General features: G+C 61.3%; 9 protein-coding genes and 1 pseudogene. 5 read left to right on the forward strand and 5 right to left on the reverse strand.

Translation table 11 applies throughout. The annotated features are described in order from the left end of the window. Positions 1-85 precede the first annotated feature (85 nt). Together G7064_RS20160 and G7064_RS20165 are read right to left on the reverse strand one after the other, a co-directional pair. Entirely contained in the window at positions 86-1,603 is a 1,518-nt protein-coding gene (locus G7064_RS20160) for an FG-GAP-like repeat-containing protein (RefSeq protein WP_166075235.1), read from the reverse strand. Continuing rightward, positions 1,600-3,699 carry an FG-GAP-like repeat-containing protein gene (locus G7064_RS20165; RefSeq protein ID WP_166075236.1) on the reverse strand — a complete coding sequence of 700 codons (2,100 nt, stop codon included), beginning with the start codon at positions 3,697-3,699 and terminating at the stop codon, positions 1,600-1,602. Before G7064_RS20165 ends, G7064_RS20160 begins: the two co-directional genes overlap by 4 nt. Before the next feature lie 650 nt (positions 3,700-4,349). On the opposite strand from G7064_RS20165, the pseudogene G7064_RS20170 reads away from it, so the two are divergent. The 5 genes and pseudogenes from G7064_RS20170 to G7064_RS20190 all read left to right on the forward strand — a co-directional run. Further along, positions 4,350-4,943: pseudogene (locus tag G7064_RS20170) on the forward strand (recombinase family protein); the annotation flags it as partial. A 332-nt stretch (positions 4,944-5,275) separates the two neighbouring features. Further along, entirely contained in the window at positions 5,276-5,524 is a 249-nt protein-coding gene (locus tag G7064_RS20175) for a hypothetical protein (RefSeq protein WP_133271092.1), read from the forward strand. Between the two features lie 103 nt (positions 5,525-5,627). After that, complete coding sequence (locus G7064_RS20180) at positions 5,628-5,840, forward strand: hypothetical protein (RefSeq protein ID WP_133271093.1); 213 nt, start codon at positions 5,628-5,630, stop codon at positions 5,838-5,840. A 190-nt stretch (positions 5,841-6,030) separates the two neighbouring features. Beyond that, on the forward strand, positions 6,031-6,255 hold the full coding sequence (locus G7064_RS20185) for a hypothetical protein (RefSeq protein WP_133271094.1): 225 nt from the start codon (positions 6,031-6,033) through the stop codon (positions 6,253-6,255). 153 nt (positions 6,256-6,408) lie between these two features. Continuing rightward, positions 6,409-6,636 carry a hypothetical protein gene (locus tag G7064_RS20190; RefSeq protein WP_166075237.1) on the forward strand — a complete coding sequence of 76 codons (228 nt, stop codon included), beginning with the start codon at positions 6,409-6,411 and terminating at the stop codon, positions 6,634-6,636. A gap of 118 nt (positions 6,637-6,754) precedes the next feature. Here G7064_RS20190 and G7064_RS20195 read toward each other — a convergent pair whose 3' ends face one another. From G7064_RS20195 to G7064_RS20205, 3 genes are all read right to left on the reverse strand, one after another. After that, on the reverse strand, positions 6,755-10,513 hold the full coding sequence (locus G7064_RS20195) for a hypothetical protein (RefSeq protein ID WP_133271096.1): 3,759 nt from the start codon (positions 10,511-10,513) through the stop codon (positions 6,755-6,757). Between the two features lie 100 nt (positions 10,514-10,613). Continuing rightward, positions 10,614-11,402, reverse strand: coding sequence for an undecaprenyl-diphosphate phosphatase (locus G7064_RS20200; protein ID WP_133271097.1), 789 nt, complete (start codon positions 11,400-11,402; stop codon positions 10,614-10,616). A gap of 527 nt (positions 11,403-11,929) precedes the next feature. Beyond that, the gene (locus G7064_RS20205; protein ID WP_166075238.1) at positions 11,930-15,010 is read right to left on the reverse strand and encodes an efflux RND transporter permease subunit; all 3,081 of its coding nucleotides are present in this window, start codon (positions 15,008-15,010) and stop codon (positions 11,930-11,932) included. Positions 15,011-15,050 lie beyond the last annotated feature (40 nt).

Genomic DNA, 15,050 nt, shown 5'->3' on the forward strand with positions numbered 1-15,050 from the left:
GGGATACTGGGGGAACAGAATACGAAAGCAAGGGGGCACCTACCTTGGTAGCTTCGGCTTTAGTAGGCTAACTGGCCTGGGCACGTTAGTGAATCAGCACTCGCTTGGTCACCACGCCGGTAGGCAGCTGCAGGCGCAGAGTATAGATTCCCGCCGCCAAATGAGCGGTTACTAGCACCCCCTCGCGGGGGGAACCGCTGAGAGCCAGGTGGCCCGTGGCTACGACCTGTCCCAAGGCGTTGAGCAGGGTGAGCGCCGGGGCCGAGCCAGTCGGCGACACCCCATTCCAGCGTACGGTCACGGACTCCCGGGCAGGGGTCGGATACACCATCAGTTCGGCCGCGGCCGCGGGGGCAGAGGCGGCGGTTACGACCGCTACCTCAAAAGCCTGCGAAACGGCCCCGCCGCCCTCGACCAGGGTAAGGACGCGAATGGGGAAGGTGCCCGCCGTCGCCAGCTGCGGGGCGTCCACCGTGACGGTGAGTTGCGTAGCTGATACAACGGTTACGGGCAACGACGCCCCGCGGAAGGTGGCATACGTTTGGTTCGGGACGAAGTTTGTTCCCCAGATGGTCAGCCGCAGCGGCGGGCTGCCTACCACCCCACTACCCGGCGAGAAGCTTGTAATGGTGGGGGGATTACCAAGGATAGTGAAGGGCAGGTCACTGCTGACCGTCCCCATCGGGGTAGTCAGGCTGATCAGGCCACTGGTGGCTCCCTCCGGCACGACAAAGGTCAGGCTTGTGCCGCTGCCCTGCGTAAAGGACGCTACGGGGTTGCCGTCGAGCAGCACGGCCGTGGTTCCCTCCAGCCGGGTGCCTGTCACGGTTACGAGCGTGCCCGCCCGCCCACTGGCGGGAGAGAAACGCGTGATATCCGGCCCGAGGCGGTTGAGCCGGATGCTAATGTCGCGTCCGTTGAATTGGCTGGCGAGCAAATCTAAATCGCCATCCCCATCAACATCGGCCAAGGCTACGGCCGCCGGGTGCGACAAGGAAGGCGCCACCCGTTGATCATACCCTGTATCAAAGATCCCTTGGCCAGTATTGAGGCGCACGCTCACCGCCCCGTCCTCTGAGGAGCCCCCCGTGAGCAGATCCAGGTCCCCGTCCCCATCCATATCGCCGGTAGCAATACCGCACCATCCCCAGCCCCCCGCGATGGCCAGCGTGGAACCGGTACTGAATGTCCCGCTCCCGTTATTGAGCAGAATGACAACCCCCGTACCATTGGTAGTCAGCAGATCCAGGTCGCCATCCTGGTCTACATCGGCCCCCGTCAGTTCTCGCCCGTACGCCACCGTGACCTGGCTGCTTTCCTGGAAGCGGCCCTCCCCGTCATTGCGGTTGATACAAATCAGGGTGCCTTGCCACCCCGCCTGCGAAGTCACTAAGTCGAGGTCCCCATCGTTATCCACGTCATGAAGCTGCATCCGGAAGGGCGAACCGGTTATCTGGGCTATGATGGCGGGCGGAAAGGTGCCATCCCCGTTGTTTTTGTTGAAAGCCAGCCGGCCTGAGCCTGCGGCGGTGAGCACATCCAGGTCGCCATCGCCATCCACGTCGCCCGCGGCAATAGCCGAGGTCTGGTTACCTACGCTCAAGCTTGTGCCCCCCCAAAATAGCCGGTGCCATTGTTCAGGCACACGGTTACCTTGCCCGTTTGGGCAGTGAAGCCTTGCAACCCGGCGCTCACGAGCACATCGATGTCGCCGTCCCCATCCACATCCGCGACAGTCATGTCGCTGATGTCCTTGTCAACGGTAAAGAAGCGGCGAGTCGGGAATGTGCCGTTGCCGCTATTCAAGCTTACTATTACTTCGTTGCTGACGTTAGAACAGCTGAGCAGGTCCTGATCCCCGTCGTTGTCTACATCGGCCGCGAGTAGGCGAAAGGTAAACTGATTAACACTTGTCACGCTGCCCCCACTAAAGGCCCCGGTGCCCCCGGCCACTGCCGTGGTAAACTGAGACACGTGGGTGGCCGACAGAATAGGGTCCCCCAATGGGTCAATGGGCGTGGCGCTGATTGATACCCGCTCCCCGGGCTGAAAGTTAGTAGCGGGAACAAAGGTAAGTCCGGCCTCCTGGCGGGTCACCGTCCCGGCCAACCGGCCGCGCTGGGCACTGAACACCTGCAGGTGCGCCGCCGGCACGGCTGGCGGCTGCAGGGCCTGATTATAGCCGATGACCACCGGGCTGGCCGGCGCCACATGTAGCTGATGACGGCCCGGCGTGAGCGTAGCGACTTGCAACGGGGTAACCGGGATAGACGCGGGCGGCGACCCATTCCAGCGTATGTGCACCACATGGCTGGCATCGGAGGATACTAGATCCAGGTCCCCATCCCCATCCACGTCGCCCGTCACGAAGCTGTCGGGGAGGGTCGCAAAGGGCACATCAACGCTGGCGCCAAAGAAGCCCCCAGCACCATCATTGTGGCGGATTTGGACGGCAGCAAGGGGCGGGTTTGTGAAGGCCGGGGGCAGGTTAACCATATCCAGATCGCCATCCCCATCCATATCGGTCAGCGTGCGCGGCTGGACGAGCAGCCGCCACTTGGACGTGAAGACGCCCTGCCCATTATTGGTGTAGAGCAAGGGCCCTTGGTTGCCGTTTGTCAGCAGATCTAGGTCCCCGTCCTGATCGATGTCGGCGACCGTAATGTAGTCGAAGGTGGCGCCCGTGTTGACCGTGGCCACCGGAGTAAACGTTGCTTTGCCATCATTGAGGCGCAGCGACAAGCCAAAGGAGCCAACGGTCAGCAGGTCCAAATCGCCGTCATTATCTAAGTCCCCCCAGGCCATATCCTTGGCGGTATCCGTGCCTGAGATAACGCTGGGCGTGAATTTCCCCAGCCCATTATTCATGAGCAGGGTTGCGTCGGTCCCCTGACTGTAGACCACGAGCAGATCCAGGTCTCCATCCCCGTCGCCGTCGCCGACGAGTAGATTGTTGGGCCCACGCCCCGGGGCGATGGGGTAGCTGTAGCCCTCCCGGAACACGCCCCGGCCCTCATTCATGTGTACGCGCAGCCTCGTGCCGGTGCTGGTGCTGAAACTGGCTATGAAGTCCAAGTCTCCATCCCCATCCACATCGAGCGGACGCAGCAGCTGCGCTTGCCCGGTCGCGACCGGGTTCAGCCCAGCGGTGAAATTCCCCTGTCCATCGTTGAACTGCAGACCTACAGCGCGGGCGGTGGGGGAATCAACGGTCGCCAGCAGGTCCAGGTCCCCGTCGCTATCCATGTCCACCAGCTTCATTTCCCCCACGTACATGGGTTGGTTTCGCCGCCCCAGGGCCACCGTCGTGGTGCTGGTGAAGGTGCTGGGCCCCGCGCTCGTGGCAGCCGTAAACTGGTACACCTGCGGAGCAGTTAAGGGGATGCCGGCGGCGCTGTGGATAGTGGTTGGTACCGTTACGTACACGACTTCCCCTGGCACAAAAGCCTGCGTGGGGGTAAAGATGAGCGTATTGCCGTTAACGCTATCGGCACCACTTAGGCGACCGCGGTGGTCGCTAAGGACACGTAGTGTGTTGGCTCCAGCCCCCAAGGGTTGAGAAAAAGTGAGCTGAATGGGACCCGTGCGGCCCACGGCGACGGCGTGGGGACGCGGGGTCACGGAGGTTACCGTCAGGGCTTGCGCCCACGTCCGGGAAAAGCCCAGGAACCCGAGCAGCAAGAAGAGAAGGTATTTCATGCCCAGTAGGCCAAAAAATAGAACGAATCAAACTTGAGCAAGGTACGGCCTAATAGCGTGTACTTGTACAGTTTCCATAAGTAAATCTATTTTCAGCTTTTGATGGGTTGTAAAATTGACTAATGTGCTTTCCCTAGGGTTTGATCTGATTAGACATATACTAGACTATTTTCAGAAAAGGCAGCAGTTGATAGGCCGGAAACGATAACTTTTATAGCGGTGCCAAAACCAGGCCTGAGTGAGGTGGTCCGGTTAAACCGGACACAAGTGGGACATGGTTTAGAATTTGGATTCGAAGTGATTGGGGGCTAAATAGCCGAGGGCGGAATGTCTGCGTTCGGCGATATAGTGGCTGATTTCAAACTAGGTTTCCTCGAGTTTAGGAAAGCTTTACTCAAGATTACTAACACACAATCATCTATCACCGAAAAAATAACAACTTTTTCCGGACGACACCATGGTCAACTTTTTTAGGACGACACAAGCAGGTTAGTTGTTCATTTAAACGAACCTATAATTGAACAAATCATCCAGTGACGTCCGCTGGGGTAAACCAAAGCCAAAACCAGCTGATTTGGTACAGAAAACTTGTTCAGCAATCAAAGTACGGTAAAGGCTATCTTCGGCACGGATAACCTGTACTTTGCTCTATGAACATCGGCTATGCCCGCGTCTCCACCCGCGACCAAAACCTGGAACTGCAACTCGATGCTTTAACCAAAGCGGGGTGCGAGACCATCTACCAAGAGAAGGTGTCCGGCGGGGCCAGCGCCAGTCGCCCCGAGTTAGAGCGGCTGCTCACACAGCTGCGCCCCGGTGACACCCTTTACATTTACAAGCTCGACCGATTGGGGCGCTCGCTCAAGCACCTACTGCAGGTAGTGGGCGACTTGCAGCAGCGCGGGGTGGGGCTGGTGTCCCTCACGGATGCCATCAACACCACTTCCGCCCAGGGCCGGCTCGTCTTCAACCTGTTTGCCTCCTTGGCCGAGTTTGAGCGGGAGTTGATTCGCGAGCGCACCCATGCCGGGCTGGCCGCGGCCCGGGCGCGGGGCCGGGTCGGGGGCCGCCAGCGGGGCCTCTCGGAAGAAGCCGAGCGCACGGCCATTATCGCCGAAACGCTCTACCGCGAGCAGCAGCTCGGCGTCAACGAGATTGCCCAGCGCCTGCGCATCTCCAAGGTCACCCTCTACAAGTACCTCCGCCATCGTAAGGTGGTCATTCACGCCCACCGCAAACCCGCCCCGGCCAATCCACCCGTTTAACCTTGGTACCAACCTTTACTCAAGGCCAAAAACTTGGTAGCAGCTTGGAGGCAAGATGGCCAAACCAATAGCTTTCGGAGCCGTCGATTCCGCCGAGGTAGGGGTGGTTTTTCTCCGCCTCCGCCCGCAGAACTCGAGTAAGCCGTTCGCCCGCGCAAGGCTTACGGCCGACATACGGGAAAATGCCCAAAAAGCCGTACGTTCGTCGCGTGTGCCTACGCCGCATCGTCCCGGCCTGGGTGTCGATTCAGGTGTTGTATCTACGAGCGCCCCTTCCTTCTCTTCCCTGGTGTTTCATCCTGTCAGTCCCCATGACGCGTTCCGAACTCGAAGCTGCGGGCTTTATTTATGCGGATTATCTGCCCCAGGGCACGCGCTACGCGCAGGGGGACCTCTATGTGCTGCTCACCCCGGCGAAAACCGTGCGCCTCTACCTACCCGACGCTTCCGATGTGGTGGAGATTGCCACCGGCGACTTGTTCACCCCCGACGTACATTACCAGGGCCCCATCCAAGATATGGAGGAGCTGCTGCGTTTCGTGCACGGGGCCTTACGGTAAGCCTGCCCACGGGGTGGGCAGGACCTTCAGAAAATTCAGTTTTTGGCTTCACGCTTGCTTTGGGGCCGCCGTCCTCCTCCCTCTTCCTGCCCACCCCCCGTACATGCTCCTCCACCAGCCCTTTCAGGGCGCCTTACGCACCGAGTTAAGCTCCCTCGAGCCGGGCAACCCCGTCGCCCAGGCCTACGCCCTGTATACGCTGGCGCAAGCCGCGCAAGCCGCGGAGCCCTTTACGCCCACCAGCATCACGGCCCGCCCCCGGCTGGTACCGACACGCTGTGGATTCCCCCGCTATGGTGCCGTGCGGGGGCCATGATCGCCCCCGCACGGCACCATAGCCACCCCGGCAGGAGCGGGGTAGCGAGGAGGGAAGGAGAACCAGCCCGCCCAGCGTGCTCCGGGCAACGTGGCACTGGCTTTGCCAAGAAGGAGAAAGCACCCGGCCGGCAACCCGGGCGTCGTTGTTCTGCAGGTGATTATCGGTGCTATTTCGTAGCTATTAGGTGATGAGTAACGTCTATTTTCCCCTTCCCCCCGCCACCCTGGCCCCGGCCGCGCAAGCGCAGTGGCTCGGGCGCCTGCAGGAGGCCGAGCGCATTAGTGGCCTCCGGGAGGCCGGCGGGCCGCTAGTGAGCCGCGAAACGCTGGCTTTCCTGCAGCGCTATGTGCAGGGCGAGCTGAGCTTGGCCCAAGTCGTGCGCCTGCAATCCCAGCGCTTACCCGGCAAATAAGGCCCAGGCAGGCAGGCCCCATCCGGCGGTAGCGCGAGCACGGGCGGCGAGCAAGCTGGCGACATTCTTGCGGGGAAAAAGCACAAAATGCCCTAGGGTAGTGCGCAGGCACGGTGCTTAGGGTAAGTAGATAAGGGGGTTAGTCAGAAGAAAATGCTTACGTGGATTAGTCTTCATCAAGCTTGGTTGCTGAGCATGGCGGGCATTCTGACTGCTATCCTTATCATCAACCGGGTGCTCCGCACCTGGGCCACGCATGCCGGCGGGCCACCGCGTACCGGGCACTCGGGGGCGGATGGCTCCGTCATCGACCCCAGCACGCGGCCTGCCAAACAGAATAGGGCTGCCAGTAGGCGTGAGGCGGCCAGGGAAATAGTGTAGTCTAGGGCAGCGATGATAGGCATTGCCCTGGAGCAACAAGTGGAGCTGCGCCAGCAGCCCACTAAGCTTGCAGGCCTACCTTCACGACCAGATTAGGTCCCCAGCGGCAGGCCTGGCATCACTTATCGATATTAAAGCCCAAGCCAAACTGAATCAGGCTGTTTTCGGATGACTGCTGGTAGGACACCGAAAAGGCGAGGGTTTCGACCACGGGCGCAAGGTAGAGGCCGCCGCCGTAGCCCGCATGCCAGCCCCCAGGCGAGTTGCCTTGGTAGTATACCCGCCCCTGATCGTAAAAGCCAAACACCCCGAAGTAAAACGGCAGAAAGCCGTTCTTGACCTGCCCTAAGGCCAGGCGCAGTTCGGTATTCACATAGAGGCTGGCGTCGCCGGTGAAGCGGTTGCGGTAGTAGCCGCGCAGGTTTTCGCGCAGGCCCAGCGAGGTAAGCTTGTAAAAGGGAATGTCGTCGACGGGCCCGTAGTTTTTGGCCCCGCCGCCCTTCAGTACCAGGGTAATGGGCAGCCCGAGGCGCGTGGTGCCGTAGTACTCGGTAAAGCCCTGAGTGAGGCCAAACGTGCGTTGCGGGCCGCGAAGCTGGCGGTAGCTTTCGTGCCGGGCCTGCAGGCGCACCCCGCGGCGGGCAAACCTGGGCCGGTCGCGGAAGTCCAGGTCCAGCAGGCCCTTGACGCCCAGCAGCTGCTGGGCGCTGGCGTTGGGCCGGTTGAATGCGTCCGGCGGAGGGGTCTGGGTCGAGAGGCCCAACAGGCTGTTGTCGGCAAAGTTGGAGGTGTAGTCTTCAAAGGCTGGCCCCAGGCGCAGGGTGCTCCGCTGCAGGAAGATGCGCTCCAGAAAGGCGTTGAGCGTGAAGCCCCGGTAGCGGGCAGTGTAGAACCTGTCGTTGTAGCGGTCCTGGCTGATGTCCGTATCGTTGCCGATGCCGAAGAAGTTGTAGTAGGGAAAGTAGTTGCCGAAGCTGGCCTCGGCGCCCGCATCGACTTTGCCGATGGCATAGCGGTGACGGGTGCTGCCGGTAAGTAGCAGCAAGCCGTTGCTACTGCTTTGAATATCGAAGGCGTAGAGGTTTTTGAAACCGGGCTTGCGGAACCCCTGGCGGAGAAAGCTGACCCCAGCGCTGACGCCGAAGCCGTCGTTGCGATTGTAAAACAGCATGAAGCGGGGCTGATATGAGTTGTAGTCGAAGGCTTCAAAATTGTACTCATTGATATTCGACCGCGTCGAGGTGCGGTTGTCAGCTTCTTTACCCAGCTGCAGGTCCGTGTCGGGCACGTCATACACCTTGGTCAGGGTGCGCAGGCCTTTCACCCGCGATTCATCTACCATATGGTCCTGGCCCGCCCCACCAATGAGGCGCACCAGAATGCTCCTGGAAGCTTCGCCACGGACGTAGAACACGTCCCGGCCGTCAAACCCGTAGACGCTGATTTCCTCGGTTTCGGCGGGCTTAAAAGTGCGGTCATACAGGGCCAGACCGTCGGGGCTTTCGCCTTCTTTGGACCGGTCGAACACCTGCACCCTCACTTGCCCAGCAGGCAGGCGGTCCACCTGAAATACCTCCCCCTTGTTGCTGCCGTGCACATCCACGCGCCGGGCCAGCAGCCGGTAATAGTCGTCCACGGCCTGGGGCAGGTCCTGGATACGGGCCTTGAGCTTGCGGTTAATGTCGTTGCCGGACAGGGGCTGTATTTCCGGGGGCAGCTTGCCAGTGGCCTCGTCAATGACGGCCGGCGTCAGTTGGGTTTGCAGGTAGCGGGCGGCCTGCTGCCACTGCTCGCGGCTCAGGCCCTGCAGCAGGAAACGATCGAGGTCCTTGGCGGGCCAGTTGAGGCTTTTCAGGTCGTGGAAGTGGTCTTCAAACCCCTCAATGCTGCCCACGGCCCACTCGCGGTCGGACAGGTACGTGAGCAGGCCGTTCCACTGGGTAAACGCCTGGTCGCGGTCGCGCGGAATGGGGCGGTACAGGGTACCGCCGTCGGGCTGCTTGAAAGCGGCCCACTTCCAGTTGTCCTCATGCTTGCCGAAGTCGGCAATAAGCATATCAAAGGCCCGGGCTTTGGCCAAGCCCAGGGCATCGACCTGGTTGTCGTGGTCTTTGTAGAGTTGACGAAACAGCCCGAAGCTGCGCTTTACCTCTTCACTGCCCCCGAAACCGGGCAGGTTGGGCTTGGCATCTGAGGGCCGGTCCTCCAGGGTGCCGAGCAGACCGGCATACTGCTGGCGGTAGGGGCCAAGCTGCTGATTATCGGGCAGGCGAAACAGCCGTGGCCGGGCGTGCAGGATGTCGGTGTGGTCGAGTAATGAGCCGGCCACCAGGGCCGAGTAAGGATGCGCCGTGGCCGTGACGTCGCGCAGGATGTCGGCCGCAATGGAGTGGCGCAGCTGAGGCGGCAGGATGTTGGTCACGTCCTTGTCCACCGAGCGAAAAACGTACTCTGAACTGTCCGCGGCAATGAGCTTAAGGGCCGTGGTCTGGCGGCCTCCACCTTTACCGAAGGGGCGCAGGCCGCCTTTCTCGGAGCGCAGGTCCAGCGTAGGTACTTCTACCGGCTGGATCCACGAGGTGCGATAGACCGGGCCTATGAATAGGCGCTTGCTAAACGTGCCCCGATACTGCGGGCCCGGAGCGACGACCGTGGATGATTGAAAAGGCGCATCGGGTTTCGGGGTTTTGGGGAAATGGCTTTCAGTAGCGCACGTGAGCAGAAAAGCGTTGGTGGGGGCCTCCTCCTCCACTGCTCGTTTTTGGAGGGAGGGAGAGCCAGGGCCGGCAGCCAAGCAGGCAGAGCGGAAGAGCGTGGTAGTAAAGGGGGCCTTCGGAGGGGATTCATCCCCGCTGAAAACATAAAAAGAAGCTTTCACGGTACCATCCGCGAAGTAGTCCAGACGGGAATAGCCCTCCTCCCGTTGGTTGAACAGCGACTCGCCTTGGGCACCGATGTGGTGCCCTTCGACCAGGCTGCCGGAGACGAGATGATAGTTGCCCTGAAAGGGGGTGAGCTGCAGGCTGTAGTCGTGGGCGGCAGCGTATACCACGCCCGGGTTGCTTTGCAACGTATTCAGCAGCTCCTTGCGGAGTTCCTGGTAGCGCGGATTGGCCATGTCGCGTGGGGTGCCTACGTTCTGCCGGTAAGCGGCGTACACCGTGCCCAGCACCGGGGGCAGCAGGTGACGGGTGAGAGGCGGGTAGCCACCATACTCGCCGTTGCTCACAACGGGATGGTGGCCGGCCAGCAGCACGTTCCTGCCCCGGGTTTCGTCGAGAATGTCATGCAGCTGCTCCCGAAATTCCTCCGCGGTCAGGGTTTTGCAGTCCGTATCGGGCGCTTCGGGTCGGTCGTAGGGGTGGGTAAACCAAGGCGTGTTGAGGGCCACCAGGCGCACCAGCGGGGCTACGTCCACCACTTCAGGGCCCGGACAACCGTTGCTCGGCAGGAAGGCGTTTTGGCCGGGCAGCTGCTTTTCAATGTACTTCTCCAGCCGGCGCACAGCCTTCAAGCCATCGGGGCCGGAGTTGGACCAGTCCTTATCGCCGGGCAGGAAGTAGATATGACCCTGGGGCAGGCCTTTTACCAGGGAAATGAGCGCGTCGGCGCGAGTGCGGGCGGGCTGAGCCAGGACACTATCAGCTTTGCCCGCCAGACCGGTGTTGCCGACGATGTCGCCCAGGTGGACAACAGTAAAAGGCCCTGTCTGCTGCTCCAGCACCTGCCGCAGCTGGGCCAGGCGGGCAGCCGGTACTTCCCGCTGGGCCGTGTTGCCAAATAGAAAAACCCGATGCTCAGGCACCTTTTCCTGCGCGGCGGCGGGGGCGATGGCCATTACGGCCGCGGCCAGCAAATAGGTATAACGAGTACACATTGGAGTAAACCATCTATGTTTTTTTGATTGTATAGCGCTGGGAGCAAGTGAATGATCAACTCTACCCCTTGATTTTGTGGCTACGCTCGTAGGCGACAGCTCACAAAATGTGTAAGTCGACGTGCAGGGCCAGGAGCAGGAGAATGGTGAGACCCACCAGTACCCGATAGACCCCGAAACTTCGAAAGCCGACGCGGACCACCACGCGCAGGAAGGTCTTCACGGCGAGCAGTGCCACCCAAAAAGCTATTACGTTGCCAAACAACAGCAATCTCAGTTCTTCGCCGTTGGGTAACGTCGTATGGTAGACTTTATAGAACTGATAGGCGGTAATGACGGCCATCGTAGGCACGGCCAGCAAAAACGAGAAGTCGGCGGCTGAGCGCCGGTCAAACCCCTGAGCTAAGCCCCCGATGAGGGTGGCGGCCGAGCGCGAGACGCCCGGGACCAGGGCGACGCACTGAAACAGGCCAATGTTAAATGCCTGCCCCAAACTGGGCGTCGTGACCTGCTTACGCTCCCTGATAAACCACCTGTCAATAAAGAGCAGCACAATACCCCCCAATACCAAGGATACGGCCACCACGGTTACACTTTTCAGCAACACCGTAATCACATCCTTGAGCAAAAAACCCAGTAGGCCAAAGGGCACAAAGGCCGTGATTAGCTTTAGGTAAAAGTCTAGGCTCTGCACAAACCGCCGCCAGTACAGCGCCACCACCGCGAGAATAGCCCCAAACTGAATCGAGGTAATGTAAACTTCGGTAAAGGGCACTTGCCCGATGCCGAGCAGATTCGCCACGATAATCATGTGACCGGTGCTCGACACCGGTAAAAACTCTGTCAGGCCCTCGACAATAGCGAGGAACAGCGCTTGCCAATAGGACATAGGAGGCGATAGTAGCTGGCCGCATGAACGGGCCGCGAGTGAAGGATTCTAAAATTCGAGCAGGTGCGGTGGGCTCACCAGCAGCGGAATGACGACCAGCGCAATGGCGGACACGAGTAGCTTGTTCTTACAGCAGGAAGCAGGTTAGTAATGCCTGTTTCCCGGTAATTAGGAGGGCTTAGTGACGCAGATATACGGAAGCATTCTGTAGTAATTCTGAAGGCTAGGGGAGTGGCCCGCGCCGGGCCAGTCAGCAGGTGCGGATAGCACTCCCCTGGCAGTTAAAAGCCTAAACGTAGCGGTCAAAGAGCCGGTGCATCCCTTTCACCCCCAGCTTGGCGCCAACCTCGCCGGCCAGCACGTCGGAGGGAAAGGGCACGACCCGGGTAGAGGCCACCACTGGAAAAGCTATTCGGTGATTCCCAAAGCGATGGGTGCCTGGAAGGCCGGGCTTGAAACAAAGCATCTCATATCCACCGTTGGCTCGTAGAACCGCGTGTGTCCTACCCGAATCTCTATTTTGTGCATTAGCTAGCTTCCTTAGCCCCTTTCGCGCGCCCGAAGGCCCAGTATAAGGCTGGCATACCCAGCAGGTTCAGCACCGTGGAGGTAATAACGCCCCCCAGAATTACCACCGCCATCGGGTGCTCAATTTCTGCGCCCGGCTCGTTGCCCGCCAGGATGATGGGCAGCAGGGCCAGCACCGAGGTCAGGGCCGTCATGATAATGGGCGACACCCGTTCCAGAGAGCCACGGATGACTAACTCTCGGCTAAAGGGCATTCCTTCTTCCCGCTCCAAATGCTGGTAGTGGCTCACGAGCATGATGCTGTTGCGGGCCGCTACGCCCAGCACCGTAATAAAGCCCACAATGGAGCCGAGCGAGAGCACGCCGCCCGTCAGAAATGCCGCCAGCAAACAGCCTGACACGGCAAAAAACAAGCTCAGGATGCCCAGGGTGGCCAGCCGAACGGTGCCGAAGTCGGTGTAGAGCACCAAAAAGATGCCGATGAGCGAGAGGCACACCAGCAGGGCCATGCGGTTTTGGGAGGCCTGCCGTTCGGCGTACTCGCCCAGAATTTCCGGGTGGTAGCCGTTGCCGAAGGCCACGCCATCGACCTGCGCCTGCACGTCGCGGGCCACCGAGCCCAGGTCCCGGCCGCGCACGTTCAGCGTGACGTCGATGCGGCGGGAGGACGCCTCGCGGGTGATTTCGTTGGGCGTGGGCACAATGCGCACGTCGGCCACCTCCTTAAGCGGCACGGCCCCGCCGCCGGGCAGGCCGATGAGCAGCTCGCGCACGGCCCCGAAGTCGGAGCGCACCGCCGGCTGGCCCCACACGGCCACGTCGAAAATCTTCTGCTCCTGGTAGATCTCGCCCACCTTGCGGCCCTTCACCAGCGTGCTGATGGCCTGCAGCACCGTGCCGGGGCTCAGGCCAAAGCGGGCGGCGGCTTCGGGCTTCATCTTCACCTGAATCTGGGGCACGAGGGTTTGCTGCTGCACTTTCAGGTCGACTACGCCCTCCACGCCTTCGAGCTTACTGCCCACTTCCTTGGCCTTGGCATAGAGCTGGTCGAGGTCGGGGCCAAATATGCGGACGACGATGGTAGCCGAGGTACCCGTCAGCACCTCCTTGATTCGTTCGCGCAGGTAGGTCAGCAGGTCGCGGTAGAGGCCGGGGTAGCCGTCCACCACTTCCTGGATTTTGGCCACGGTGCCTTCGTAGTCCACGGTGGGGTCCACGGAAATCCAGAGCTCCGTGAAGTTCGGGCCCACCACTTCATCCGCTACTTCGGCCCGGCCGATGTGGGCGCCGAAGTTGCGCACGCCGGGGATGGCGCGCAGCTCCTTGCTGGCCCGCACCGTGATGCGCGACATGGCCTGCAGCGAGGTGCCGGGCTTCTCCACCCAGTGCATCAGAAAGTCGTATTCCTTGAAGTTGGGCAGGAACTCCTGCCCAAAGAACGGCACCAGCAGCATCGACACCACCGCCACGCCGGTCAGCGACCAGGCCACGCGCTTGGGCCGGGCCAGCAGGCCGGGCAGCACGCGGGCGTAGCGGCGCTTGAGCCAGGCCACGACGGGCGCATCCTTGGATTCTTTTTCCGCGGCTTTGGGCAGGAGTAGCAGCGCCAGTGCCGGCGTCAGCGTCAGGGCCACGAACAGCGAGGCCAAAATGGCCAGCACGTAGGCAAAGGCCAGCGGCTGGAAAAACGCGCCCGACAAGCCCGGCAGCAGGAAAATGGGCAGCAGGACCAGCGCCACGATAACCGAGCCATAGATAACGGCCGAGCGCACCTCCATCGAAGCTTCGTAGACCACGGCAAAGGATGTTTTGGGGGAGCCGGCCTCCTTGTTGAGCCGCAACCGGCGCATGATGTTTTCCACGTCGATGATGGCATCGTCGACCACCTCGCCCAGGGCGATGATGAGGCCGGCCAGCACCATGGTGTCGATGGTTTTGCCGGAGTAGCGCAAGGCCAGCGCCGCCGCGATGAGGGACGTGGGCAGCGCCAGGGCGCTAATCAGGGCCGTGCGCCACTCGTAGAGGAAGAACAGCAGCACCAGCACCACCAGCACGCAGCCGATGAGCAGCGACTTGTTCAGGTTGCTGAGCGACATCTCAATAAAGGTCGCGGGCCGGAAGATGGTCGAGTCGATTTCCAGCCCCTTCAACCCTGGCCGCATGGCATTGAGCGCGGCTTCCACCTGGCGCGTCACGTCCAGGGTATTCGCGCCGGGCTGCTTTTCCACGATGAGTAGCAGGCCCGGCCCATCGTTAATCACGGCGTCGCCGATGGGCGCGGGGAAGCCTTCGACCACCTGCGCCACTTCGCCCAGCTTCAAACTCACGCCGTTGCGGAAGGTTACCGGCATCTGGGCTAGGTCGGCGGCGGTCTGGATGGCGGCGCTTTGCGAGACGGCCAGGCGCTGGTTGGGCGAATCGATGAAGCCGCCGCCGGCCAGCGTGGTGGCATCGGCCGCGGCCTTTTCCACTTCGACCAGGGTGAGGCCCAGGGTGCGCAGCTGCTCGGGGTTCACCAGTACCTGTAATTGCCGGTCGCGCTGCCCCCAGATGGCCACGTTGGCCACGCCGGGCACGGCCATCAGGCGCGGGCGGATGCTCCAGCGGGCCAGCGTGGTCATCTCCACCTGCGTGAGGCTGTCCGACGACACGCCAATCTTCAGCACCCGGCTGGTAGAGGATAAGGGCGAGAGCATGACCGGCGGGCGGGCCACGCCAGGCAAGGTAGGTGCTACCCGCGCCAGTCGTTCCTGTACCGCCTGCCGGGCGTTGTTGATGTCGATGCCCTGCGGGAAATACAAGACTACCGACGAGAGCCCCAGCACCGACTTCGACCGGATTTTCTTCACCTCGGGCGTGCCGTTCAGGGCGTTTTCCAGGGGCACGCTCACCAGGGCTTCCACCTCGGCCGTGCTTAGGCCCGGCGCTTCGGTCTGCACCTCCACGTAGGGCGGCGCAAACTCCGGGAACACGTCCAGGGGCGTGTTGCGCACCACCTGCAGGCCGGCCACCAGCAAGACGCCAAACAAGATGACGACCACCAGCCGCAGCCGCAGTGCCGATTCGATTATCCACTTCATAAGTCTAGGCTAAAGGGCTGAGCAGCGAGATGGGCGAAGG

Origin of the sequence: Hymenobacter sp. HDW8, assembly GCF_011305775.1 — a bacterium.
GTDB classification, from domain to species: Bacteria; Bacteroidota; Bacteroidia; order Cytophagales; family Hymenobacteraceae; genus Hymenobacter; species Hymenobacter radiodurans.